We start from the raw sequence: 23,831 nt of genomic DNA, 5'->3' as shown, positions 1-23,831 counted from the left end.
TGACGCGGCGTCCGTTCCTCCCTAGCGTGGCGAGCATGTCGGTACTGGGGGAAGTACGCAGGGTCTGGCGCCGCCGCGGGCGGCGCGGCATGCCGCGCACGGACGCGCGCCTGCTCGGGCTGCGCGGACGGCGCAGGGGGGACCGGGGCCAGACGCCGCTCGAGTACGTCGGGCTCGGTCTGGTGGTCGTGGCGATCATCGGCTCGCTGGTGGCGACCGGGATCGGCCAGGAGCTGACGGTGAAGATCGGCGCCCAGGTGTGCCGCATCACCGGAGGCGGCGACTGCGGCGACGGCGGCCGTTCGAACGAGGCGCAGGACGGGCGGGACGACGACACCGCGCCCGCCGACCGCCCCGCCGGCGACACGGGTGACCCGGGCGACCCCGGACAGAAGTCCCCCGAGCAGATCGCCTACGAGAAGGCCCTGAAGGACCTCCAGGACGCCGAGTCCGCCGAGAAGGCCGACCAGGACAAGGCGATCCAGGCGGCGAAGGAACTGGCGAAGATCCTCGCGGACGAACTCGGTATCACCGACGCCCTCGACTGCATCACCGAGGGCGACATGGGCGCGTGCACCGAGACGCTCATCAACGTGCTGACCAGCCTCATCGGCGGCGCGGTCGGCAAGCTGGCCGCCAAGTACGGGGCGCCGTGGAAGTGGAAGAAGGCGTACGAGCTCGTCCAGAAGCTCAAGAAGCACGGCGGCGACCTGTACGACGGCCTCACCGGGCTCCTCAAGAACCGCAAGAAGGTCAAGGACGCCCAGAAGGCCCTCGACGACGCCAAGAAGAAGTACGACCCCGACAAGAAGAAACCCGACGAGAGGAAACCGGACGAGAACGACCCCGACCTGTGCCCGACGGCGCACAGCTTCCTCCCCGGCACCCGGGTGCTGCTGGCGAGCGGTCTGAGCGTGCCCATCGAGACCGTGCGGGTCGGCGACTGGGTGGTCGCGTCCGACCCCGCGGCCGGCACGACCGGCGCCCGGCAGGTCGTCACCACCTTCACCACGCACGACGACAAGGAGTTCACCCGTCTGGGCACGGCATCCGGCAGCGTGACGGCGACGGACACCCATCCGTTCTGGATCGTCGGCGCCGGACGCTGGACGGACGCCGGGGACATCCGCACGGGCGACCGGCTGCGGCTGCCCGACGGCTCCGCCGCCGAGGTCACCACCGTGTCGCGCCACACCCAGCGGCAGACCACCCACGACCTCGCGGTCCTGGGCCTCCACTCGTACTACGTGGCCGTCGGTTCCGCGTTCGCGCTGGTCCACAACAACGATCCGTGCAGGGAATGGCAGACGGACCCGAGCGTGAAGGGGCCGGCGGCCGGCAAGAAGCTGAAGCCGCCGCACAAGCGCCACACGGTGGCCGGTGCGAAGAACGGCATGGTCAAGGAGAAGAACACCGTCATCCTCAAGGGGCGCGAAGCCGACGTCGACGCCGACATCCAGGCGATCGCCGAGGGCAAGGCGAAACTCGTCGACAACGGCAGCGCCTACGAGATCAACGGCCGGAAGTATGGTGTGGAGGAGAACGGCCGGACGTTCCCCATCTCCGGAAACGGCCTGGTGGAACTCGACCGCAACGAGTACGCCGCCCTCACGGAGATCGCCAAGGCAGGGGGTCGCACGGACGTTCCCGCGCTGACCAGGAACCCGCGGTTCGCGAACAATCCCGCGGCGGTGGAGAAGGCCAAGCAGGTGTACGACGGGACGTACCGGTGATCTACAACTTCCTGACCGTCCGACGGCTCTCCCCCCGGGCCATGGCGCAGACGCTGGCCGTGGTGGTGGGGGTGGCCGAGGCGGACGTCGACGTGGCCGACACCGGCGCGGGCGAGGACCACCGGGACTGGGACGCGCCCGTGATCTGCGGCTACCACACGGTGGACGGCGACCTCGCGCTCTCCTGGGACGTCTATGTGACGGATGCCGTGCCCGCGCCGCCCGACGAGGCGGGTGCGGCGCTGCGGATCGCCGAGCTGTCCGGCACCACGGTGCTGTACCCGGCGGCCGGTGCCCGCCCCTCCGCCTACTGGGCGGCGGCCCCGGACGGAACGGTGACCCGCGTACGGGTGCGGGAGGGGGACGACGACCGGGCCGGCCCCGTCCTGCTGAGCGTGGACGCCGCCGAGGCCCCGCTCACCCAACTGCCGTCCGCACGGGTCGAACTGCTGCCCGAGGTCTACTGGGACGAGACCGTGCCCACGCCCGTGGCGGACGCCTTCGCCGCGGCCGCCGACCCCGGCGACACCGCCCCGGCGGGCAGCATCCGCCGGCGGGCCAGGGACGTGCTCACGGTGTGGGAGCGGCTCGCACGCCGTGCGGAGGCCGACTGGGCGCCGAGCGGCCGGTATCCGCACGAGCTGTACCTCCACGACCTCACCGCCCGGGACGATCTGGCCGAACTGCTGGCCGGTGCCGGGCTCGGGGACGACGCCGCCCTGCTCGCCAAGGCCGTGGACGAACTGGACGTGGCGTTCCGCACCGGGACGCGCGACGACGACGGCGTCCTGCTGGGCGGCATCACCCGCTCGGGCACCGCCGTCCTGGCACGCGGCTGGTGGTGGCACCGCCGCCCCCTGCGGCTGCCGTGGGAGGGCGGCGGCTCCTGAGCGGCCCGGCCGCGGACGCCCGGGCCGACGTGCCCCGGGTGGCCGCACGGGCACGATCCCGCCATGGGCCCCCGGGCCCATGTCCCCGCGTCCGTGGGCTTGTTAGCGTGCGGGGACACCGTCGACCAGGATGGGAACGGCATGAGCACGGGGACCCGCAGGACCGTACGGAACACCGCGCGCCGGGTCGCGGCGGCCGCCACCGCCGCGGTGCTCGGGGTGGGCGCGCTCACCGCCTGCCAGGACGACGAACCGGCCCGGGACGGCGGCAAGGACGGCGGCCGGCCCGCCGCCTCCGCGTCCGCCCCGGAGGGGGACGCCACACCGTCCCCGGAGTCCTCCGCCCCGGCCGCCGCCGGCGACTCCCCGCCGAGCAGCGGCAAGGTGCTGACCGAGGACGGGCTGGCGAAGGCCGCCCTCACCACCGGGGAGGTGGCCGGGTTCGAGGTGACGCCCATGCAGGGCGGCGAGGAGCCCGGCACGGAGAAGTCCGACGACCCCGCCTGCGCCCCGCTCGCGGCGGTCATCAACGGAGCGCCCCGGCCCGCCGCGTCGGCCACGGTCTACCGCACGGCCGTCGACACGCGCGAGGAGGGCGAGGAGACCCAGACGGTCGTCACCCTGATCCTGACCTCGCACCCGGACGGCGGCGCGGAGCAGGTGCTCTCCTCGGTGCGGACCGCCGTCGGGGCGTGCGCGAAGGGCTTCACGGCGCGCGGCGGCGACGGGGTCTCGACGTACTCCGAGGTGAAGACGGTCCGCGGGGTGGCCGCGGGCGACGACTCGGTCGCCTACCAGGTGACGGGCGCCCTGGGCGGCGACAAGATCCCGCTGGTGTTCCACGTGGTGCGGCGCGGGGCCACCGTCGTCACCTTCTACACGGCGGACTTCGTCGGCGGGCCGCCTCCGACGGTGCCGGACGAGCTGATCCGCAAGCAGACCGCCAGGCTCCCGTAGCGCGCGGGCCGGCTCCGGCGTCCGGGCCGCCCGCCCGGCGCCTCAGGCGTCCCGGCCGCCGTTCACGGTCACCCGTGTGCCGGGCACCAGTCCCCAGGCCGCCATCGCCCCGGCCTCCGCCTCCAGCACATGGCGGGCACGCGGCCGGATCATGCCGAGCCGGCCAGGACGCATCGTGTGCACGTGCAGCACCCGCAACTCCTTGTCCAGGTAGGCCACATCGATGGTGAAGCGCATCCGGAAGGTGTGGACGCTGTTGCACGGGGTCAGCAGGATCGCGCCGTCGACGCCGTCCCTGCCGAGCAGCCCCCGGGTGCGCGTCCGGTAGGACGCGGCGACGGTCAGCGCCACCGGCGCCTCGTGTCCCGGTATCCGCAACTCGGCCGTGCCGTCCCGCCATCCGCCCATGGCGCAGACCGTATCGCCCGGCCGCCGCGCGCGGGGAGTGGTCGGGGGAATGGGTCCGTGGGCCGCCGGTCTGGGCCCCCGGGCCCATGACGGCGCGGCGGGCCCCGGCCTAGGGTCCTGCCGTGGACGTGACGCCGATCGCCGTAGCCGCCGCCGTCTGGGGCGCCGCCACCGGGCTGCTGGTGCCCCGGGCCGCGTACCGGCTGTCCGTCGAGCCCGAGGAGGACTGGCGGTCGGCGTGCCCGCGGGGCCACGCGCTCACCGGCCCGGCGGCGGGCTGGCTCGGCCTCGCCCGCTGCGCCCCCTGCGCGGCGGGCGCTCCCGACGCCACGGCCCCCGAGGCCCCGGCAGCGGCCGGCGCGACGGCATCCGGCACCCGGCCGGCCGGTGCGAAGGCGGATGCTCCCGTGAGGTCGGTGGACGAACCGGCCCCCGCGAGGGCGGTGGACGAACCGGCCGCCGCGGCCCGGGCCGACGAATCCGCCCGCCCCTCCGCGCCCGGTGCGCTCGCCACCGCACCCCCGGACCCGCCGGGCCCCGCTCCCGCCGGGCCCGGCCAGGGCGCCGCACCCGACGCCCCTGACGCATCCGCCGCACCCGACGAGTCCGACGAGTCCGCCGAGCCGCCCGCGCGCCCCGTCCCGTACCGGCTCTCCGTACCGGTGGCCGCGGTGACCGCGGTGGTGTGCCTGCTGCTGGCGTACGCCACCGGGCCCCGCCCGGAACTCGCCGTGTGGCTGGCGGCGGCACCGTTCGCCGTGCTGCTCGCCCTCGTCGACCGCAACGTCCACCGGCTGCCCGACGAGCTCACGCTGCCCCTCGCCGGGGCGGCCGCCCTCCTGCTGGGCGCGGCGGCACTCGCGCCCGGTGACGGCGGATCCTGGCCCACGGCGCTGCTCGGCGGACTCGCCCTGGGCGGCGTCTACTTCCTGCTCTTCCTGATCAACCCCGACGGCATGGGGTTCGGCGACGTCAAACTCGCCCTGTCGCTCGGCGTCGTGCTCGGCTGGTACGGCTGGACGGTGCTGTTCGCGGGGGCGTTCGCCGGCTTCCTGCTGGGCTCCGTCTACGGGGTGGGGCTGATGCTGCTGCGCCGGGCCGACCGCCGGACGGCGATCCCCTTCGGCCCGTTCATGATCACGGGCGCCTTCCTGGGCCTCCTCCTCGGCGCCCTCGCCGCCGCCTGACCGCACCCGGAGACGAGAGGCCCTAGGCGTGCGGCCCCACCGTCACCTCGCCGACGACCAGTTCCGCCCGTGCCTGAAGGATCTCCCCGACCCGCTCCGCCTGGGCGGCCAGTTCCTCGCGGGCCGCGGCCGAGGAGAGCGCCGGGCCGACGGGCTCCACGGTCACCGTCACCCGGCTGCCGGAGCGGCGCTGGTGCCAGACACCGGAGACGGTGCCGTCCACCAGCACCACCGGGTAGTTGCCGGCCTGGCCCCGGGACAGGGCGCGGTCCCGGGCGGCCCCCGGGAACAGCCGCTCCCTCGGCTGCGTGGCGATGGTGTACGCGTCGAAGTAGGGGAGCAGCCGCACCCCCCGGGGGCCGTCGCCCTCGTCGAACGCGGTGTCGCCGGCCGCCACCCACGCGGGCCCGTCGGCGTACCGGACCTCGGTGATCCGCCCGGCCGCGGCCAGCTCGGCGAACAGCCGTGCCGCCCAGGACTTCGGCGCGGCCAGCCACCGGGCGAACCACGGGGGCGTCGAGGGCCCGTAGGCGCGCAGGTAGTGCAGGAGGAGCCGCTCCAGTGCCGCCGGTCCCGGCAGCGGTGTGACGCCGGGGCTGGTGTAGGTGACCCGCCGGCCGCGGACCGGGCCGAAGGCGAGCGCGCCCCGGTGGGCCGCCGTGTGGGTGGCCTGGCGCCAGCGGGGCCACTTGTCCTGGAACGCCTCCATCACCCGGTCGCCGGCCCAGCTACCGGTGCGGGCGGTGATCTCGTCGGTCAGCTCGTCGGCGGTCAGGGCGTCCCCGCCGGCGAGGGCGTCCCGGATCGCGGCGACCACCTCGTCGGTCTGCTCCGGGGTCATCCGCACCCCGTCGGGCATCGCCGGGCCGCCGGCCGGAACGGCGGAGAGCGCCCCCGTCCACAGGGGGAGGTCGGCGGCGGGCAGCAGATGCACGGTGCCGCGCGGGCCGTAGGTCTTCACCAGGGTGCGCTCCTGCCAGAGCGCCGCCCGCACGTCCGTACGGGTCGTCCTGCCGCCGGTCCGCAGCGCGAGGGACAGCTCGGCGGCGGACATCACCTGGGCATGGGCGCCGAGCATCGCGCCGGCCGTGCTGGCGACGGTGCCGCCGGGGGTGTCCAGGCCCTGCCGGGCGAGCCGCCGGGCGCCGGCGGCCCGCCAGGTCACGCCGCCGGACGGGGTGGGTGCGTCAGGGTTCGTCATACGGGCGAGCCTAGGGAGCAATGAGGACGGATCCTGTCCGCATTGCGCGGGTCGACGGGACCTGCCGCCGGGTCTCCCGAGCGTCTGACGTCACGTCATGTGTTCGTCAACGCGGCTCCCGTCCGGGCGGGTCACCCGTGGGGACTACCCGCCGGCCGGTCGCGCTCCCCGCCGCGCCCCGGCGGCATACGGGGCGGGAGGCCCGTGGCGCAAGGGCCGGGGCCCGTGCCGGGGGTCCCCGTGCGCCGTCGTGCGCCGTCTCCCCGAGAAACGGCGCGCGGTTGTGGCACGGCGTGGCACGCAACATCGCTCACGAAGGGTTATGGTGGAAACCCCCCCTCGGGCCGGTCCGTATCCCCCCCACGGACCGGCCCGTTTTTTCTGCCCGCGCCCGGCACGCCCCGCGCACACGGGGCGCACCCCCGGGCGGTCCCGCTCCGGGGGGCGCGCCCCCGGCTCCCGGGCCCGCCCGGCGGGGGTCAGCTCCGGCCGGCCCAGATGTTGGTGCCCTCGGTGTCGACGGCGAAGGTGTCGATCCGCTCCAGCTCGTCCGCGGTGAGGGCCGGCGCGGCCAGGGCGGCCACGTTCTCCTCCAGCTGCCGCACGCTCGACGCGCCGATCAGCGCCGAGGTCATCCGCGGGTCCCGCAGCACCCAGGAGAGCGCCATCTGCGCGAGCGACTGGCCCCGCTCGGCCGCGATGTCGTTCAGCCCGTTCAGCCGGCGGACCACGTCGTCGGAGAGCAGGCCCGGGTCGAGGGACTTGCCCTGGGTGGCGCGCGAGCCCTCCGGGATGCCCTTCAGGTACTTGCCGGTGAGCAGGCCCTGGGCCAGCGGCACGAAGGAGATGCAGCCCATCCCCGCGGCCTCCAGGGTGTCGAGCAGGCCGTCGTCCTCCGTCCAGCGGTTGATCATCGAGTACGAGGGCTGGTGGATGAGCGCGGGGACGCCCATCTCCTTCAGCAGGCGGGCCGCCTCCGCGGTCTGCTCCGCGGTGTAGGAGGAGACGCCGACGTAGAGGGCCTTGCCCTGCTGCACGGCGGAGGCGAGGGCGCCCATCGTCTCCTCGAGCGGGGTGTCCTTGTCGAAGCGGTGGGAGTAGAAGATGTCGACGTGGTCGAGGCCCATCCGCTTCAGGCTGGCGTCCAGCGAGGACAGCAGGTACTTGCGCGAACCCCACTCCCCGTAGGGTCCGGGGTGCATCAGGTAGCCCGCCTTGGTCGAGATGACCAGCTCGTCCCGGTACGCGGCGAAATCCTGGGCGAAGATCTTGCCGAAGTTCAGCTCGGCGGAGCCGGGCGGGGGACCGTAGTTGTTCGCCAGGTCGAAGTGGGTCACGCCGAGGTCGAACGCGCGGCGCAGGATCGCGCGCTGGGAGTCCAGCGCGCGGTCGTCGCCGAAGTTGTGCCACAGGCCGAGCGAGATCGCGGGCAGACGGAGCCCGGAACGGCCGCTGCGGCGGTACTCCATGGACGCGTAGCGGTCGTCCGCGGGCAGGTAGTGCAGGGAATCAGTCACGCTTCCCTCCCTATCACGGACTTGTGACACACCGGGTTGGGCCCGTGCCGCCCGGCGGCAGTACTGTTGCGCCTTCGGGGAAAGCCGTATCGAGGGGTGTAACAACAGTGAACCTGCGCGACCTGGTGTACGGGCTCTACGCACGCCGGGTGGAGGGCCGCCTCGACCACGCCCAGGTGCCGAAGCACATCGGCGTCATCCTCGACGGCAACCGCCGGTGGGCCAAGGCGTCCGGCGGCACCGCCGCACAGGGGCACCAGGCCGGCGCCGACAAGATCTCCGAGCTGCTCGGCTGGTGCGCCGAGACGGACGTCGAGGTCGTCACCCTCTGGCTGCTGTCCACGGACAACTTCGACCGCCCGGAGGAGGAGCTCAAGCCGCTCCTCACCATCATCGAGAACACCGTCCGCAACCTGGCCGCGGACGGCCGCTGGCGGGTCCACCACGTGGGCACCCTCGACCTGCTGCCCGCCCACACCCAGTCCGTGCTGAAGGAGGCCGAGCAGGCCACCCACGGCATCGACGGAATACTGGTCAACGTCGCGGTCGGCTACGGCGGCCGCCAGGAGATCGCCGACGCGGTCCGCTCCCTGCTGCTGGAGCACGCGGCGAAGGGGACCAGCGTGGAGGAGCTCGCCGAGACCGTCGACGTCGAGCACATCTCCGAGCACCTCTACACCCGCGGCCAGCCCGACCCGGACCTCGTCATCCGCACCAGCGGCGAGCAGCGGCTCTCCGGCTTCATGCTCTGGCAGAGCGCCCACTCCGAGTACTACTTCTGCGAAGTCTTCTGGCCGGCCTTCCGGAAGGTCGACTTCCTGCGCGCGCTGCGCGACTACGCGGCCCGCCACCGGCGCTACGGCTCCTGACACCCCGTACCCCGCGCCGCCGGCGCCACGGCTCCCGACACGGGACCCACCCGGCCGGCGCCGCGGCTCCCGAAGCCCGGGCCCACGCGACCGGCGCCACCGCTCCCTGACGCCCCGGACCCGCACCGGCCGACGGCGACGCCGGGGACGCGGGGCTGTCACCGCATGTTCACCCGGTGAGCGAGCGCGCCCCGGCATGGCCGAAGCCGTTCGAGGGAATACAGCCTCCAGGTCGACGTCCGATCCACGGACGTCGGATCTCAGTGAGCGGCCGACACCGCTCGCCCGGGAGGCCCTTTGCACACGAAGGACTGCGGATCCGGCCCACGCGGCCCGGTCGCGGACCACGCGAAGGGCCGGCGTTCGGCCCGTGCACAGGGCCCGAACCCGGCCTGTCCTCCGCTCCGGCGGATGGACTCATGGTCCGCGTCGCCGTCGCACGGCGCCGCGCCCCGACCTCGTCCGAGGGGGTACGTCCTTCCGTGGTGAACAGCACTAAGCGCCGCATGCCCGACCGGCGCACCTACGTTCTCGACACCAGCGTCCTGCTGGCCGATCCGCACGCCATGAGCCGCTTCGACGAGCACGAGGTCGTGCTCCCGATCGTGGTGATCACGGAGCTGGAGGCCAAGAGACACCATCCGGAACTGGGGTACTTCGCCCGGCAGGCGCTGCGCCTGCTGGACGACTTCCGCCTCCGGTTCGGCCGTCTCGACGCCCCCCTGCCGATCGGGGACCTCGGCGGCACGCTGCGCGTCGAGCTCAACCATTCCGATCCCGGGGTGCTCCCCGCGGGCTTCCGGCTGGGTGACAACGACTCACGGATCCTCGCCGTGGCACGCAACCTCCAGGCCGAGGGGTACGACGTCACCGTCGTCTCCAAGGACCTGCCGCTGCGCATCAAGGCGTCGTCGGTGGGGCTGCTGGCCGAGGAGTACCGCGCGGAGCTGGCCATCACCGACGCCGGCTGGACGGGCATGGCCGAGCTGGCGCTCTCCGCCGAGCAGGTGGACCTGCTCTACGGAGAGGAGACGCTGTACGTGCCCGAGGCGGCCGAGCTGCCCGTGCACACCGGTCTGGTGCTCCAGTCCGAGCGCGGCAAGGCGCTGGGGCGGGTGACGGCCGAGGGCAACGTGCGGCTGGTGCGCGGCGACCGGGAGGCGTTCGGGATCCACGGCCGCAGCGCCGAGCAGCGGATCGCGCTCGACCTCCTGCTCGACCACGAGGTGGGGATCGTCTCCCTCGGCGGCCGGGCCGGCACCGGCAAGTCGGCGCTGGCGCTGTGCGCGGGCCTGGAGGCGGTGCTGGAGCGCCGTCAGCACCAGAAGGTGATGGTCTTCCGGCCGCTGTACGCGGTGGGCGGCCAGGAGCTCGGCTATCTGCCGGGCACCGAGGCCGAGAAGATGAGCCCCTGGGCGCAGGCGGTCTTCGACACCCTCGGGGCCGTGGCCGGCCGCGAGGTGATCGAGGAGGTGCTCGGGCGCGGCATGCTGGAGGTCCTGCCGCTCACCCACATCCGGGGCCGCTCGCTGCACGACGCCTTCGTCATCGTCGACGAGGCGCAGTCGCTGGAGCGCAATGTGCTGCTGACCGTTCTGTCCCGGGTCGGGGCGAATTCCCGGGTCGTCCTCACCCATGACGTGGCACAGCGGGACAATCTGCGCGTCGGCCGGTACGACGGAGTCGTCGCGGTGGTCGAGAAACTGAAGGGGCATCCGCTTTTCGCGCATGTCACGCTCACCCGTTCCGAGCGTTCCCAGATCGCCGCACTGGTGACCGAAATGCTGGAGGACGGACACATTTAACCGGGCAAGTCCCCAGGTGAGGGACGGGGACCTTTCCGGCAAACAGGACAGACGAGTTGACGCCGCCCGGCAGAGCGCAGAAGCGTAGCCGGGCGGCGTCGCGTCGGGTGCCCTTTCCTTCAAAACCCCTGGGGCAAACGGGGTGTGAGCTTTCACACGCAGCGGATAATTGCCTTGCGGTGCCGGCGTCGGGCAGAGTCTTGCTTCCGTCAGGCCCCGCATGCGGCACACCCGTACCGGAAACGGTGCACAGCAACACACAACTCAAGACTTGCCGTCGCATGCCGCCCGCGAGCACAATGCGGCAACTCCTCAACGGAGTTGCCCACCGGGCCCGCGCCTCTTGTGACCCATGCAGGAAGAGGCCAGCGTCAGGGGCACGATTGCGCTCGCGAGGTCACCTGTGCGTGCGTTGCTGGAAGGAAACCGTGTGAGCCGGATCTCGGTCCGGGGATTCGCTGTCGCCTCGGCGACTGCGGTCACCACCGTCGGCGCCGTCGTCGGCGTCGCGTCGGGCAACACGCAGCCTGCGGGGGACAACCTCGAGGCCGCGGCAGCCGACACGACGCTCCTCGCGGACATCCCCCTGGGCGAGCAGGCCCAGGTGCAGGTCTCGTCCCTCTCGCAGCAGGCGGACGCCCAGGCGGCCGCCGCTGACGCTTCCGCGAAGAAGTCCGCCGAGGAGTCGGCACGCCTTCAGGCCGCCAAGACCGCGGAGGCCAAGAAGGAAGCGGCCGTCGAGAAGGCGGAGCGCGAGCGCGAGGCGAAGGAGCGGGCCAGCCGCGACGCGGTGCGCTCGGCGTCCAGCTTCTCGACCCAGGCGTCGTACACCGTCGCCGAGGTCAAGGCCATGGCGCGCCAGATGGTGCCCGCGGACCAGTTCCAGTGCTTCAGCAACATCGTGAACCACGAGTCGACCTGGAACTACCGGGCCCAGAACCCGTCTTCCGGCGCCTACGGTCTCGTGCAGGCGCTGCCGGGTTCCAAGATGTCGTCGGCCGGCGCCGACTGGCAGACCAACCCGGCCACCCAGATCAAGTGGGGCCTCAACTACATGGACAGCCGCTACGGCAGCCCGTGCGGTGCCTGGTCCTTCTGGCAGGCCAACCACTGGTACTAGTACCGGTATCCGGTCCCGCTCAACTTCTCCGAGCCCCTCACCGTCCTACGGTGAGGGGCTCGGTGCGTGTACCGTCGAGGGCCGGTTGTTCCCAGCGGGGGCACCGCCCGCGCCCCAGGGGGTGCAGGGGGAGAGCGGTGGGGAAAATAGGGAGCGTCATGTCGAAGGTTCCAGGATGGCTCGGACGCGTGGGCGCCGGGCTGACCCGGATGGGTGAGCAACTGGACGAACGGCGCAAGGAGGCCGCGGCCGAGGACGCGCTGCCCGGGGAGGCGCTGCCGGGCGAGGCGCCGGCCGCGGAGAGCGTCCCGCCGCCGCCCGCCTACGCTCCCGCGGTCGCCGCGAAGCCCGACCCGGTCGCCGCCATCCCCTGGGGCATCCGGGTGGCCGCCGAGGCGGGCTGGCGGCTGCTCGTCCTCGCGGGCACCCTCTGGGTGCTGATGCGGGTCATCAGCGCCGTGCAGCTCGTGGTGCTGGCGTTCGTCGCCGCGCTGCTCGTCACCGCGATGCTCCAGCCCACGGTCGCCCGGCTGCGCAGGTTCGGGCTGCCGCGCGGGCTGGCGACCGCCGTGACGGCGATCCTGGGCTTCGTGATCATGGGGCTGGTCGGCTGGTTCGTCGTGTGGCAGGTCATGGAGAACCTCGACAACCTCTCGGACCGGGTCCGCGACGGCATCGAGGAGCTCAAGCGCTGGCTGCTGGACAGCCCCTTCCATGTGACCGAGAGCCAGATCAACGACATCGCCGAGAACCTGAGCGAGACCATCGGCACCAACACCGAGGAGATCACCTCCGCCGGCCTCCAGGGCGTGACGGTGATGGTCGAGGTGCTCACCGGGATACTGCTGGCGATGTTCTCGACGCTCTTCCTGCTGCACGACGGGAAGCGCATCTGGCAGTGGACGCTCAAGCTGGTCCCCGCCCAGGCGCGGGACGGTGTGGCGGGCGCCGGTCCGCGGGCCTGGCGCACGCTGACGGCCTATGTGCGCGGCACCGTGCTCGTCGCCCTGATCGACGCGATCTTCATCGGGCTCGGGATCTGGTTCCTCGATGTGCCGATGGCCGTGCCGCTGGCCGTGTTCATCTTCCTCTTCGCCTTCATCCCGCTGGTCGGCGCGGTGATCTCGGGAGCGCTCGCCGTCGTCGTCGGCCTGGTCACCCAGGGCGTGTTCACGGCGCTGATGGTGCTCGTCGTCGTCCTCGCGGTGCAGCAGATCGAGGGCCATGTCCTCCAGCCGTTCATCCTCGGCCGCGCGGTGCGGGTGCACCCGCTCGCGGTCGTGCTCTCCGTCGCGGCCGGCGGGCTGATCGCCGGCATCGGCGGCGCGGTGGTCGCGGTGCCGCTGGTCGCCGTCACCAACACCGTCGTCGGCTATCTGCGGGCCTACAGCCAGGAGCAGTCGCTGCGCAGGATGCCGCCGCCGCACGGCGCGACCGCGCTCGACACGGCTCCCGTGCCGCCCCCGGCGGTCGCCGCGGGACCGGAGCCGGAGACGGCCTCGTGATCTCCGAGCCGGAACTGGTGGGCGGCGACCCGTTCGACGCGCCCGGCGCCCGGCCCCCGGGCGCACCGCCCCCGCCCGACGCGCTCGGCACCGGTCAGGACGGACAGGCCCCGGCCCGCCCGCCGCGGCCCGCCTGGCTGTGGGCGGCCGGCGGGGCGGCCGTCGCGTCCGTGCTGTGGGCCGGCGGCCTGTACGGCTACACGGCGCTCGGCCCGGACCTCGGCGGCTACCGGGCGACGGGGAACCTGTGCGCCGAGACGGAGCTGAAGGGCGCCTCCTCCGCGCTGGGCAGTCCCCGGAAGGAGGAGAGCTCCCACCAGGAGAGCCGTCACGAGGCCCTGGACCACGCGTACTGCTCCGTCTACCTGGAGCCCACCGGGTACGAGCCGGACACCGACGAGGAGGGCAACGAGATCTGGTCCCTGCCGAGCGTCGACATCACCTACACGCTGCACCGGAAGACCGACCCGGGGCCGGAGTTCGACGGGGTGGTCAGGTCCCGCGACTTCGGCATGGGCGGCGGGGGCGCGGAGCCCCGGCCGCTGGAGGGGCTCGGCGAGCGCGCGTACGCGATCGGGCAGGGCGCCGACGGCGTCGTCATCGAAGTGCTCGACGGCCAGGCCACGTTCTCGCTCTGGGCGTCGGGCGGGGTGGACCCGGAGACCGGTGAGGTGATCGGCGAGGCGTCCGACATCGAGGCGCTGCTGGTGGAGGACCTCAAGGCCCTGATGGAGCGGCTCAAGAGCTGATCCGCGCCGCGGAGTCCGTACACGCGACGGGCCCCGCCGGACCTCATCGGTCCGGCGGGGCCCGTCGCGTGTACGCGGGGCGGAAGGCTACTCGGCCATGACGGCTTCGGCGTCCAGCGTCGTGCCCACGGCCTGGATCACCGCGGCGATCTTGAAGGCCTCCTGGATCGTCTCGCGGTCCACGCCGGCCTTGCGGAGCACCTGCTCGTGCGAGTCGAGGCACTGGCCGCAGCCGTTGATCGCGGAGACGGCGAGCGACCACAGCTCGAAGTCGACCTTCTCGACGCCCGGGTTGCCGATGACGTTCATCCGCAGACCGGCGCGGAGCGTGCCGTACTCGGGGTCGGACAGCAGGTGCCGGGTCCGGTAGAAGACGTTGTTCATCGCCATCACCGCGGCGGCGGACTTGGCGGCGGTGTACGCCTCCGGCTTGAGGTTGGCCTTCGCCTCCGGCTCCAGCTCACGCAGCACCCGCGGCGAGCGCGAGGCGATCGCGCAGGCGAGCACGGTGCCCCAGAGCTGCTGCTGCGGAAGGTCGCTGTTGCCGATGACCGAACCGAGGTTCAGTCGCAGGTCCTTCGCGTAGTCCGGTACGGCGGCCTTCAGTTCGTCGAGGGCCATGGGTCACTCACCGGCCAGCAGCGCGACCGGGTCCAGGGTGTTCTCGCCCTTGGTCCAGTTGCACGGGCACAGCTCGTCGGTCTGCAGGGCGTCGAGGACCCGCAGGACCTCCTTGGGGTTACGGCCCACGGAACCGGCGGTCACCATCGTGAACTGGATCTCGTTGTTCGGGTCGACGATGAAGACGGCGCGCTGCGCGAAGCCGTCCTCGCCCTCGATGCCGAGGTCGCGCATCAGCTCGTGCTTGGAGTCGGCCATCATCGGGAAGGGCAGGTCACGCAGGTCGGCGTGGTCCTTGCGCCAGGCGTGGTGGACGAACTCGGAGTCGCCGGAGAAGCCCAGGATCTGCGCGTCACGGTCGGCGAACTCGTCGTTCAGCTTGCCGAACGCGGCGATCTCGGTCGGGCAGACGAAGGTGAAGTCCTTGGGCCACGCGAAGACGACCTTCCACTTGCCCTCGTAGGACTTGTGGTCGATGGTCTCGAACTCCTTGCCGGTCTCCAGCGAGACGCAGGCGGTGAGCTCGAACGTGGGGAACTTGTCACCGACAGTGAGCACGCGCTCTCCTTGCATACAGGAAGGTCCCTTTTGAGGTCTTCCATGCGGGTTGGACGGATCTTGATAGTGGCACAGAGTGCATTGATCGCGGAAATAGCTAGACTCGGTCATCGCGATCGGAGGTGGTTATCAGTGGCTGGGCCGAACAGGGGCAAACAGCCGAGCATCGCCCAGCTGCGCGCCTTCGTGGCCGTGGCGGAGCATCTGCACTTCAGGGACGCCGCGGCGGCAATCGGGATGAGTCAGCCGGCGCTCTCCGGGGCGGTCTCCGCGCTGGAGGAGGCACTCGGTGCCCAGTTGCTGGAGCGTACGACACGCAGAGTGCTGCTCTCCCCGGCCGGTGAACGCCTCGCCGTGCGGGCCAGGGCCGTGCTGGACGCCGTCGGGCTGCTGCTGGAGGAGGCCGAGGCGGTGCGCGCCCCCTTCACCGGCGTCCTGCGCCTCGGGGTGATCCCCACCGTCGCGCCGTATCTGCTGCCGACCGTGCTGCGCCTCGTGCACCGCCGCTATCCGGAGCTGGACCTCCAGGTCCACGAGGAGCAGACCTCCTCGCTGCTCGAAGGACTGACCGCGGGGCGCCTGGACCTGCTGCTGCTCGCGGTGCCGCTGGGGGTCCCCGGGGTGAGCGAACTGCCCCTCTTCGACGAGGACTTCGTGCTGGTCACCCCCGAGGGCCACGACCTCGGGGGCCGGGACGACCTGCCGCGCGAGGCCCTGCGCGAGCTGCCGCTGCTCCTCCTCGACGAGGGCCACTGCCTGCGCGACCAGGCGCTCGACGTCTGCCGCGAGGCCGGGCGCGAGGCCGGGGCGCCGGTCACCACCACCGCGGCCGGGCTCGCCACCCTGGTGCAGCTCGTGGCCGGGGGCATGGGCGTGACCCTGCTGCCGCGCACCGCGGTGGACGTGGAGGCGGGCCGGGGCGGGCTGGGCACCGCGCGCTTCGCCGCGCCCGCGCCGTGCCGCCGGATCGCGCTGGCGATGCGGGCGGGCACGGCACGGGCCGAGGAGTTCGCCGAGTTCGCCGGGGCCCTGCGGGAGGCGATGCGGGAACTGCCGGTACGGGTGGCGGACTGACGGGACCGGGGGCGGACCGGGGCGACGGCACCAGGGGCGGACCGGCGAACCGGGGGCGGACCGGGGCCCCGGGTGCCCGCCCCCGCGCCGAGCGCCCAGGGGCTACTCCGTCCGCAGGCCGTCCGCCCGCATCAGCCGCCACAGGGCCGGCAGCGACAGCAGCGTCACCCCCGCGACCACGCCCGCGCCCGCCCCCGCCAGCGGCACGAACACCCACCAGTCGGACACCGCCTTGCCGGTCATCCGCAGCATCACCGCGCCCAGGGCCAGACCGCCCGCGGTCGCCACCACCATGCCCAGCGCCACCGGCAGGGCCGTCTGCCACAGCACCGACCAGGCCAGGGTGGCGCGGCGCGTCCCGAAGGCGACCAGGACCGACAGCAGCCGGCGCCGCTCCCGCAACTGCTCGATCTGCGACACGACCAGGGACGCGGCGATCAGCAGGAGCGTCCCGCAGGCGCCGGCCAGCAGGCCCCGCTGCACACTCGCGTACCGCTGGTCCCGGTCCGCGTCGGCCGCCTCGCGCACCGCGAGCAGGGGGCTCAGCCGGGCCGCCGTGTTGCGGACGTGCTCGGCCGCGTCCGGCACCCCGTCGTCGAGGTGCACCTGCGCGACCGTCCGCGCGCCCGGCAGCGCGGCCGGGTCCACCGGGGCCGCGCCGCCCCCGGCATCCGCCCCCGTGAGCGCGCCGGGCGTCGCGAAGATGCCGAAGAGCTCCTCGCCGCCCGCGTCCGGCCGGGCCGGCACCGTCGGGCTGCCCGCGGGCAGCGTCCACAGCAGCGGACCGTTCTTCCCGCCCCGCTCGAAGGGGTCGTTCAGATCGACCTGCCGCCCCTTCCGGGCGGTGCGGTCGATCCACCGGTTCAGCTCGGCGTCGCCGCGCCGGTGGACCACGAAGGCGTCGCCGTCCGAGCAGTGGGCGATCTCCGCGACGCGCCGCAGGGTCGGGCAGGAGGCCACCACGAGCGAGGTCATCGGCCGGGACTCGTCCCCGGCCACGGGGCCGGTGCCGACGGCGCTCGCCTCGATCACGGCGGTGGCCTCCCGTACCCCCGGCGTGGCACGGAACGCCTTCTCCGCCTCCGGCGCCAGGCCCGGGGCCGCGTACTCGGCCACGACGCTCATCCGACCGTCCCAGGACGAGTGGGAGATCAGCCGGGCGAAGTCCGCGTGCATGCCCGCGAAGAGCATCTGGAGCGCGATCGCCCCGGCGACCGCGACCGTGATGCCGCTCACCGCCCGCGCCGCGGCGCCGCCGCTGAGCTGGAGCCGCCGCACGGCGAGCTGCCACGGCAGCGGTCCGGCACCGCCGAGCCGCCGGACCACGGCGTCGACCAGCCAGGGCAGCAGCGTGGACAGGCCCAGCAGCACCAGGATCGCGCCGGCCGCGACGGGGAAGGTGTCCACCGCCCCGCCGGGCGTCACCCGGCCGATGGCCAGCAGCACCCCGAGGCCCGCGAGCGGAATCGCCAGCCGCCACCACAGCCGCCGCCGCACCGGTGCCGACCCCCGTACGACGCCGAGCGGTTCGACGGCCACCGAGCGCATCGCGACCAGGGTCGTCACCACCGCGCACAGCGGCACGGCGGCCAGCACCAGGGCGGCCGCCCACGGCGCCGGGACCACGTCGCGCGGGAAGGCGCCCAGGTCCCACAGCCGCACCGAGCCGGCGAACCGCCGGCTCACCGCGAACACCCCGGCGCCCACGGCCAGTCCGAGCAGCGCGCCGAGCAGCGCCTCACCGGCCGCGATCCGGCGGGTGGCGCGGACGTCCGCGCCGGTCAGCCGCAGCGCCGCCAGCCGCTGGTCGCGGCGTTCGCCGCCGAAGCGCGCCGCGGTGGCGAGGAAGACGGCCACCGGGACCAGCAGCACCACGCAGATCAGCACGATCAGCACCAGGAGCGGGGCGTCGACCGGGTCGTGCGGCCGGCCCGTGCCGTAACCGGCGGTCCGGGTGCCGCCGTTGGCGGTCGTCAGGGTGTCGCTGCCCGCGTAGTAGCGCAGATCGCCGGGGTCGTGCAGGCCCTCGTCGCCGATGGTGCCAACCACCCGGGCGCCGAGACGTTCCTTCAGCAGCGCGCCGCCGGGGGAGCCGAGCAGTTCGCCGAGCGCGGGGGAGACGAACATCTCGCCCTCGGCGGGCATCCGCTCCAGCCCGGGCGGCAGTACGGGCCGGGTGCCGTCGGCCCGCAGCAGCTCCCCGGCGACGGGATCGCCCCGGTACTCGGTGCCGGCCTCCAGGTGGACGACGGTCCCCTCCGACCGCTGCACGGGCTCCGTGGCGTACCAGTCGGAGGACGTGCGCGCCGCCTCCCGGGCCTCGCGGGCCGCCATGATCTGCGGGACGGAGGCGGCGAGGAGGAGCAGCGCGACGCCCAGACCGGTGCCGAGGGCGGTCAGCGCGGTCCGGGTCCGTCCCTCGCGTCCGCCGCCGAGGGCGAACCGGGCGCCGAGGGCGAGTTCGTGGAGCAGACGCCTCACCGGGCGAACTCCGGGTCGCGGGAGCGGCCGTCGCGGACGACGACCTCGCGGTCGGACCAGGCCGCGACGCGTGCCTCGTGGGTGACCAGCACGACCGCGGTGTTCCGCTCCCGGGCCGCGCCGGTGAGCAGCTCCATCACGCGCTCGCCGTTGAGCGAGTCCAGGGCGCCGGTCGGCTCGTCGGCGAAGAGCACCCGCGGGGAGGTGACCAGCGCCCGGGCGACCGCGACCCGCTGGCCCTGGCCGCCGGAGATCTCCCCGGGCCGCTTGCGGGCCAGGTCGGCGGTCTCCAGGCGTTCCAGCCACTCGCCGGCCGTCTTCTCGGCGTCCTTGCGCCGGGCCCCGCCGAGCCGCAGCGGCAGCGCCACGTTCTCCACGCAGGTCAGCTCCGGGACCAGCCGGCCGAACTGGAAGACGAAACCGAAGTCGGTGCGGCGCAGCGCGCTGCGGCCGTCGTCGCCGAGGCCGGCGAGGTCGCGCCCGTCGTAGCGGACGGAGCCCGCGTCGGGCGCCACGATCCCGGCGAGGCAGTGCAGCAGGGTCGACTTGCCGGAGCCGGAGGGGCCCATCACGGCCACCACCTCGCCCGGGTGGACGGAGAACGAGGCCCCGTCCAGGGCGGTGGTGGGGCCGAAGGACTTGTGCAGGTCCTCGGCGACGAGCAGGGATCCCTCGGGGGTCACGCGCGCACCTCGGCGGCGAGCCGGTCCAGACGCGCGGCGGTCAGCTCGAGCCAGCGCAGGTCCGCTTCGAGGTGGAAGAGCGCGTGGTCGCAGATGAGCTGGTCCGCGAGGTCGCCGCGGCGCTTGCGGTCGGTGAGGATCCGCATCAGCCGCAGGTGCTCGGCCCGCTGGGTGTCCAGCAGCGCGGCCGCGCTGCGCCCGGTGAGCAGGGCGAGGACGACCTTGGTGTAGAGGGTGGACTGGAGGTAGGGCTCGGGCTTCTCCGGCTCCGCGAGCCACTGGGACACATCGGTGATCCCGGCCTCGGTGATGGCGTACCGCTTGCGTTCGGGACCGCCGCCCGCCTCCACGCCGTCGACCTCGACGAGGCCGTTCTTCAGCAGGCGGGACATGGTGGAGTACACCTGGCCGTAGTGCAGCGGCCGGTCCTGGCCGAAGCGCTCGTCGAAGGCGCGCTTGAGGTCGTAGCCGTGCCGGGGGCCGGATTCGAGGAGGCCGAGGAGAGTGTGACCGATGGACATGGGCGTCACTCTACACGGGGTGTATACCCCCGGTGTATAGCGGAGGGGGGCCGCCGTCCGGCGACCTCCCTCCACGGTTCCTAGGCGTCCGGACCGGGCTCCCGCGCCCGTTCCGCTCCCGCTCCGTCTCGCGGCCCGGGCCCCGGTCCCGGTTCCTGCCCCGCGGCCGGCCGGCTCGGCGGGCGGCCCCGGCGGGCCAGGGGGCCCACCCCGCCGGGCAGCCGGCCCGCGTCGCCGAGCGCCCGGCGCAGCAGGAACTCGATCTGGGCGTTGGTGCTGCGCAGTTCGTCCCCGGCCCAGCGGGCCAGCGCCTCGTACACCGCGGGGTCGAGCCGCAGCAGTACCTGCTTGCGTTCCCCCGGGGGCGGCGGGGTCACTGGTACAGCGAGCCCGTGTTGAGCACCGGCTGGGCCGCCCGGTCGCCGCACAGGACGACCATCAGGTTCGACACCATGGCCGCCTTGCGCTCGGAGTCCAGCTCCACGATGTCCCGCTCGGTGAGCCGGTCCAGGGCCGCCTCGACCATGCCCACCGCGCCGTCGACGATCTGCCGGCGCGCGGCGACCACGGCGCCCGCCTGCTGGCGCTGGAGCATGGCGGAGGCGATCTCCGGCGCGTAGGCGAGGTGGGTGAAGCGGGACTCGATGATGTCGACGCCGGCCGCGTCCACCCGGGCGCGCAGTTCGACGGCGAGCTTCTCGGTGATCTCCTCGGCGTTGCCGCGCAGGGAGAGCCCGTCCTCGTCGTGGGCGTCGTACGGGTACTCGATGGCGATGTGGCGCACGGCGGCCTCGGTCTGCGTGGAGACGAACTCCAGGAAGTCGTCCACCTCGAACATCGCCTGGGCGGTGTCGTCGACCTTCCAGACCACGACGGCCGCGAGCTCGATCGGGTTGCCGTAGGCGTCGTTGACCTTGAGGACGGCCGTCTCGTGGTTGCGCACCCGGGTGGAGATCTTGGCCCGGGTGGTGAGCGGGTTCACCCAGCGCAGGCCGTCCGTGCGAATGGTGCCCCGGTAGCGGCCGAAGAGCTGGACGACCCGGGCCTCGCCGGGCGCGACCATGTTCAGCCCGCACATCGCGAAGATCGCGGCGAGCCCGACGACGATGCCTCCCACGATCATCAGCGCCTTGGCGCCGGACGACTCCACCCCGGCCGCCGCGACGGCCAGCGCGGTGCCCGCCGCGAGGCCGAGCAGCCCGAGCAGCAGGGCGAGCCCGCCGCCGATGCTGTGGGCCGCCGTCTCGCGCACCCGCGGCGCCGGCATCTGGGGCAGATCGGGCGCGCCCGTCTCCCTGTCCACCGTCGTGTCCGTTCCCTGTGTCCCGTGTGCGGGCATGGTCCACTCCCCGTTTCCGTGCCGGCGGACCCGGGCGGTGCCGGGTCCGTCTGTCTAGCAAAGTGATATCAGATTAGCAGCCGCCGCAACCCTGCGGGTCTCTCAGGAGTCGGTTCCTTTGTGAGGGGGTGCTGATTGTCACGTCCGGAAAAGGTCGGATCAGGACCCCTTTGCCCGGCCTGCCGGTGTTACCTTTCTGAGCTGATTCCGGGCCCGCCTGCCGGCGCGGCCACCGAACGACGGCCCCGCCGCCCGGTGGGGCCACCGACGAACGACGGCCCGCCGACCGGCGCGGCCTCCGGCGAACGACGTGACGACGGAAGAGCGGAGCTGCGAAGCGATGGGCCGTGCGGATGAGCGAGGGGCTCGGCAGCGCGGTGCGCGCCGGGCGGGGACGGCCGGGCCCACGGGCATACGCAGGTTCTTCACCTGGCGGAAGCTGCTGGGGACCTTCTTCGGCTTCTGCCTGATCGTCATGGGCGCGTTCTTCGTGGTCTACCTGATGGTCCCGGTGCCGGCGGCCAACGCCGAGGCCGAGATGCAGAGCAACATCTACAAGTACAGCGACGGCACGGTCCTCGCCCGCACCGGCAAGGTGAACCGCGAGATCGTCGGCCTGGAGCAGATCCCCAAGGACGTGCAGTACACGTTCGTCGCCGCGGAGAACAAGTCCTTCTTCGAGGACTCCGGCGTCGACCTCAAGGGCACCCTGCGCGGCGTGAAGAACACCCTGACCGGCAAGGGCAAGCAGGGCGGCTCCACGATCACCCAGCAGTACGTCAAGAACTACTACCTGGACCAGGACCAGACGGTCACCCGCAAGCTCAAGGAGCTGGTGATCTCGCTCAAGGTGGATCAGAAGAAGGAGAAGAGCGAGATCCTCGCGGGGTACATCAACACCAGCTACTACGGCCGCAACGCCCACGGCATCCAGGCCGCGGCGCAGGCGTACTACGGCGTCGACGCCGAGAAGCTGAACGTCGCCCAGGGTGCCTACCTCGCCGCCCTCCTCCAGGCCCCGAGCCAGTACGACTGGTCCTCCGCCTCCGAGACGGGCCGCAAGCTGGTGACCGAGCGCTGGAACTACGTCCTCGACAACATGGTCGAGGAGGGCTGGCTCGGCGCCGGTGAGCGCGCGGGCCTGGAGTTCCCCGTCCCGAAGGCCCCCAGGCCCGCCCCCGGCATGGAGGGCCAGACCGGCTACCTCGTCGAGGCGGCCAACGCCGAACTCGCCCGCCAGGGCCTCGACGAGGAGGACCTGAAGGGCGGCGGCTGGACGATCACGCTCAACGTGGACCGCAAGAAGCAGCGCGAGCTGGAGGAGGCGGTCAAGGACCAGCTGGAGGAGAAGCTCGACCGCGAGGACAGCAAGGTCGACGCCACCGTGCAGGCCGGCGCCACCTCCGTCGACCCGAGGACGGGCAAGGTCGTCGCCCTGTACGGCGGCACCGACGCCACCCAGCACTGGCTGTCCAACGCCACCCGCCGCGACTACCAGCCCGCCTCGACGTTCAAGCCCGTCGTCCTCGCCTCCGCGCTGGAGAACGAGTCCCGGACCCAGGACGGCGACCCGATCGGTCTGAACACCGTCTACGACGGCACCAGCAAGCGCCCGGTGAAGGGCAGCGACACCCCGTTCGCCCCGCAGAACGACCTGGGCCGCAGCTACGGTCCCGTCTCCGTGCAGACGGCGCTGAACCGCTCGATCAACTCCGCCTTCGCGCAGATGGCCGTCGACGTCGGCCTGGACCGGGTCAAGGAGACGGCCCTGGAACTGGGCGTGCCGGACGTCAACTTCCCCGAGCGGCCCGCCGTGTCGCTCGGCACCATGGGCGCCTCCACCTGGGACATGGCCGGGGTGTACGCCACCCTCGACAACCACGGCAAGAAGGTCACGCCGACCATCGTGGCGAAGGCCGAGCACAAGGACCGCACCGTCGAGCTGCCCGACCCGATCGGCGGCTCCGTGGTCAGCCGGGAGACGGCCGACACCGTGACCGCGGGCCTGACGGGCGTGGTGGCCCAGGGCTCCGGCGTCGCCGCGAAGTCCAGCGCCTACGAGGCCGCGGGCAAGACCGGCACCTCCGAGAAGAACCGCTCCGCCTGGTTCGCCGGCTACACGCCCGAACTGACCACCGTGGTCGCCCTCTTCGGCGAGTCCACTGCCGAGGGCGGCGGCCAGGTCTCGCTCACCGGCACGGCCAACTCCGGCCGCGCCAACGGCGGCGGCTTCCCGGCCAGGATCTGGGGCGACTACACGCTGGACGCCCTGAACGGCGGCTCGGACGCCTCCTTCGACCTCGACGTGGCCGAGCCGGCCAGCCCCGAACCCGACCCGGACCCGACGCCCTCCGAGACGGAGACCGAGGACCCGGACCCGACGCCGTCCGAGACCGAGACGGAGACCCGGGACCCGGACCCGACGCCCTCCGAGACCGAGACCCGCGACCCGGACCCCACGCCGTCCCAGACCCAGGGACCGGACCCGACGCCCAGCGGCGGCGTCACGTTCTCCCCGCCGGTCGAACCGGACGACGGAAGCGGCGAGCGGCTCCGGCCGCAGGACTGACCCGCACGGCGGGGCGCACACGGCAGGGCCCCCGGAACACGCGT

Annotated in this window: 21 protein-coding genes; 11 read left to right on the top strand and 10 right to left on the bottom strand. The window is 73.2% G+C overall.

The annotated features are described in order from the left end of the window. The first annotated feature begins 35 nt into the window (after positions 1-35). The 3 genes from JE024_RS12855 (at position 36) to JE024_RS12845 (ending at position 3,580) form a co-directional block, all read left to right on the top strand. Positions 36-1,733, top strand: a complete 1,698-nt coding sequence (locus JE024_RS12855) for a Hint domain-containing protein (protein WP_205373720.1) — start codon at positions 36-38, stop codon at positions 1,731-1,733. After that, a complete protein-coding gene (locus tag JE024_RS12850; protein WP_205373719.1) occupies positions 1,730-2,623 on the top strand; it encodes a hypothetical protein in 894 nt (297 codons plus the stop codon). The genes JE024_RS12855 and JE024_RS12850 overlap by 4 nt, the downstream gene beginning before the upstream one ends. Positions 2,624-2,764: 141 nt before the next feature. Continuing rightward, positions 2,765-3,580 carry a hypothetical protein gene (locus tag JE024_RS12845; protein ID WP_205373718.1) on the top strand — a complete coding sequence of 272 codons (816 nt, stop codon included), beginning with the start codon at positions 2,765-2,767 and terminating at the stop codon, positions 3,578-3,580. Between the two features lie 42 nt (positions 3,581-3,622). On the opposite strand, the gene JE024_RS12840 is transcribed toward JE024_RS12845, so the two are convergent. Continuing rightward, on the bottom strand, positions 3,623-3,988 hold the full coding sequence (locus JE024_RS12840; protein ID WP_205373717.1) for a DUF192 domain-containing protein: 366 nt from the start codon (positions 3,986-3,988) through the stop codon (positions 3,623-3,625). A gap of 122 nt (positions 3,989-4,110) precedes the next feature. Between JE024_RS12840 and JE024_RS12835 the strand changes: the two genes are divergently transcribed. Next, positions 4,111-5,175 carry a prepilin peptidase gene (locus JE024_RS12835; protein WP_205373716.1) on the top strand — a complete coding sequence of 355 codons (1,065 nt, stop codon included), beginning with the start codon at positions 4,111-4,113 and terminating at the stop codon, positions 5,173-5,175. A 22-nt stretch (positions 5,176-5,197) separates the two neighbouring features. Here the strand turns inward: JE024_RS12835 and JE024_RS12830 are convergent, their stop codons facing one another. Further along, positions 5,198-6,376, bottom strand: a complete 1,179-nt coding sequence (locus tag JE024_RS12830; protein WP_205373715.1) for a winged helix DNA-binding domain-containing protein — start codon at positions 6,374-6,376, stop codon at positions 5,198-5,200. Between the two features lie 479 nt (positions 6,377-6,855). Beyond that, complete coding sequence (gene mgrA, locus JE024_RS12825; protein WP_205373714.1) at positions 6,856-7,893, bottom strand: L-glyceraldehyde 3-phosphate reductase; 1,038 nt, start codon at positions 7,891-7,893, stop codon at positions 6,856-6,858. Between the two features lie 107 nt (positions 7,894-8,000). Here mgrA and JE024_RS12820 point away from each other — a divergent pair, with 107 nt between their 5' ends. The 5 genes from JE024_RS12820 (at position 8,001) to JE024_RS12800 (ending at position 13,941) form a co-directional block, all read left to right on the top strand. After that, complete coding sequence (locus tag JE024_RS12820) at positions 8,001-8,762, top strand: isoprenyl transferase (RefSeq protein WP_205373713.1); 762 nt, start codon at positions 8,001-8,003, stop codon at positions 8,760-8,762. Positions 8,763-9,244: 482 nt separating this feature from the next. Next, positions 9,245-10,567: an RNA 5'-3' helicase PhoH2 gene (gene phoH2 / locus JE024_RS12815; protein WP_205373712.1), complete on the top strand. Its 1,323-nt coding sequence runs from the start codon at positions 9,245-9,247 to the stop codon at positions 10,565-10,567. Positions 10,568-10,997: 430 nt separating this feature from the next. Then, positions 10,998-11,687, top strand: a complete 690-nt coding sequence (locus JE024_RS12810) for an aggregation-promoting factor C-terminal-like domain-containing protein (protein ID WP_205373711.1) — start codon at positions 10,998-11,000, stop codon at positions 11,685-11,687. 158 nt (positions 11,688-11,845) lie between these two features. Further along, positions 11,846-13,192, top strand: a complete 1,347-nt coding sequence (locus JE024_RS12805) for an AI-2E family transporter (protein WP_205373710.1) — start codon at positions 11,846-11,848, stop codon at positions 13,190-13,192. Continuing rightward, a complete protein-coding gene (locus JE024_RS12800; protein ID WP_205373709.1) occupies positions 13,189-13,941 on the top strand; it encodes a hypothetical protein in 753 nt (250 codons plus the stop codon). Before JE024_RS12805 ends, JE024_RS12800 begins: the two co-directional genes overlap by 4 nt. Positions 13,942-14,028: 87 nt before the next feature. Here the strand turns inward: JE024_RS12800 and JE024_RS12795 are convergent, their stop codons facing one another. Beyond that, entirely contained in the window at positions 14,029-14,562 is a 534-nt protein-coding gene (locus JE024_RS12795) for an alkyl hydroperoxide reductase (protein ID WP_205373708.1), read from the bottom strand. 3 nt (positions 14,563-14,565) lie between these two features. Then, the gene (locus JE024_RS12790) at positions 14,566-15,120 is read right to left on the bottom strand and encodes a peroxiredoxin (protein ID WP_205373707.1); all 555 of its coding nucleotides are present in this window, start codon (positions 15,118-15,120) and stop codon (positions 14,566-14,568) included. Positions 15,121-15,252: 132 nt separating this feature from the next. Here JE024_RS12790 and JE024_RS12785 point away from each other — a divergent pair, with 132 nt between their 5' ends. Next, complete coding sequence (locus JE024_RS12785) at positions 15,253-16,194, top strand: hydrogen peroxide-inducible genes activator (RefSeq protein ID WP_205373706.1); 942 nt, start codon at positions 15,253-15,255, stop codon at positions 16,192-16,194. Between the two features lie 102 nt (positions 16,195-16,296). Here JE024_RS12785 and JE024_RS12780 read toward each other — a convergent pair whose 3' ends face one another. The 5 genes from JE024_RS12780 to JE024_RS12760 form a co-directional block, all read right to left on the bottom strand. Beyond that, positions 16,297-18,666, bottom strand: coding sequence for an ABC transporter permease (locus JE024_RS12780; RefSeq protein WP_205376519.1), 2,370 nt, complete (start codon positions 18,664-18,666; stop codon positions 16,297-16,299). 5 nt (positions 18,667-18,671) lie between these two features. Next, positions 18,672-19,358, bottom strand: coding sequence for an ABC transporter ATP-binding protein (locus tag JE024_RS12775; RefSeq protein WP_205373705.1), 687 nt, complete (start codon positions 19,356-19,358; stop codon positions 18,672-18,674). Continuing rightward, positions 19,355-19,879: a PadR family transcriptional regulator gene (locus JE024_RS12770; RefSeq protein ID WP_205373704.1), complete on the bottom strand. Its 525-nt coding sequence runs from the start codon at positions 19,877-19,879 to the stop codon at positions 19,355-19,357. The genes JE024_RS12775 and JE024_RS12770 overlap by 4 nt, the downstream gene beginning before the upstream one ends. 80 nt (positions 19,880-19,959) lie before the next feature. Next, on the bottom strand, positions 19,960-20,256 hold the full coding sequence (locus tag JE024_RS12765; protein WP_244882809.1) for a type II toxin-antitoxin system antitoxin: 297 nt from the start codon (positions 20,254-20,256) through the stop codon (positions 19,960-19,962). Continuing rightward, complete coding sequence (locus JE024_RS12760) at positions 20,253-21,218, bottom strand: SPFH domain-containing protein (RefSeq protein WP_205373703.1); 966 nt, start codon at positions 21,216-21,218, stop codon at positions 20,253-20,255. Before JE024_RS12760 ends, JE024_RS12765 begins: the two co-directional genes overlap by 4 nt. Before the next feature lie 340 nt (positions 21,219-21,558). On the opposite strand from JE024_RS12760, the gene JE024_RS12755 reads away from it, so the two are divergent. Next, positions 21,559-23,787: a transglycosylase domain-containing protein gene (locus JE024_RS12755; RefSeq protein WP_205373702.1), complete on the top strand. Its 2,229-nt coding sequence runs from the start codon at positions 21,559-21,561 to the stop codon at positions 23,785-23,787. Positions 23,788-23,831 lie beyond the last annotated feature (44 nt).

It is taken from the genome of Streptomyces zhihengii (assembly GCF_016919245.1).
GTDB lineage: Bacteria > Actinomycetota > Actinomycetes > Streptomycetales > Streptomycetaceae > Streptomyces > Streptomyces zhihengii.
The sequence above is the reverse complement of the archived record's forward strand: the minus strand, read 5'-3'. Positions and strand labels throughout refer to the sequence as shown.

Excerpts from the sequence above, each read along its gene's own strand:
- JE024_RS12855 (WP_205373720.1), top strand. The coding sequence starts at position 36 with ATGTCGGTACTGGGGGAAGTACGCAGGGTCTGGCGCCGCCGCGGGCGG.
- JE024_RS12845 (WP_205373718.1), top strand. The coding sequence starts at position 2,765 with ATGAGCACGGGGACCCGCAGGACCGTACGGAACACCGCGCGCCGGGTC.
- JE024_RS12840 (WP_205373717.1), bottom strand. The coding sequence starts at position 3,988 with ATGGGCGGATGGCGGGACGGCACGGCCGAGTTGCGGATACCGGGACAC.
- JE024_RS12830 (WP_205373715.1), bottom strand. The coding sequence starts at position 6,376 with ATGACGAACCCTGACGCACCCACCCCGTCCGGCGGCGTGACCTGGCGG.
- JE024_RS12805 (WP_205373710.1), top strand. The coding sequence starts at position 11,846 with ATGTCGAAGGTTCCAGGATGGCTCGGACGCGTGGGCGCCGGGCTGACC.
- JE024_RS12795 (WP_205373708.1), bottom strand. The coding sequence starts at position 14,562 with ATGGCCCTCGACGAACTGAAGGCCGCCGTACCGGACTACGCGAAGGAC.
- JE024_RS12770 (WP_205373704.1), bottom strand. The coding sequence starts at position 19,879 with ATGTCCATCGGTCACACTCTCCTCGGCCTCCTCGAATCCGGCCCCCGG.
- JE024_RS12760 (WP_205373703.1), bottom strand. The coding sequence starts at position 21,218 with ATGCCCGCACACGGGACACAGGGAACGGACACGACGGTGGACAGGGAG.
- JE024_RS12755 (WP_205373702.1), top strand. The coding sequence starts at position 21,559 with ATGGGCCGTGCGGATGAGCGAGGGGCTCGGCAGCGCGGTGCGCGCCGG.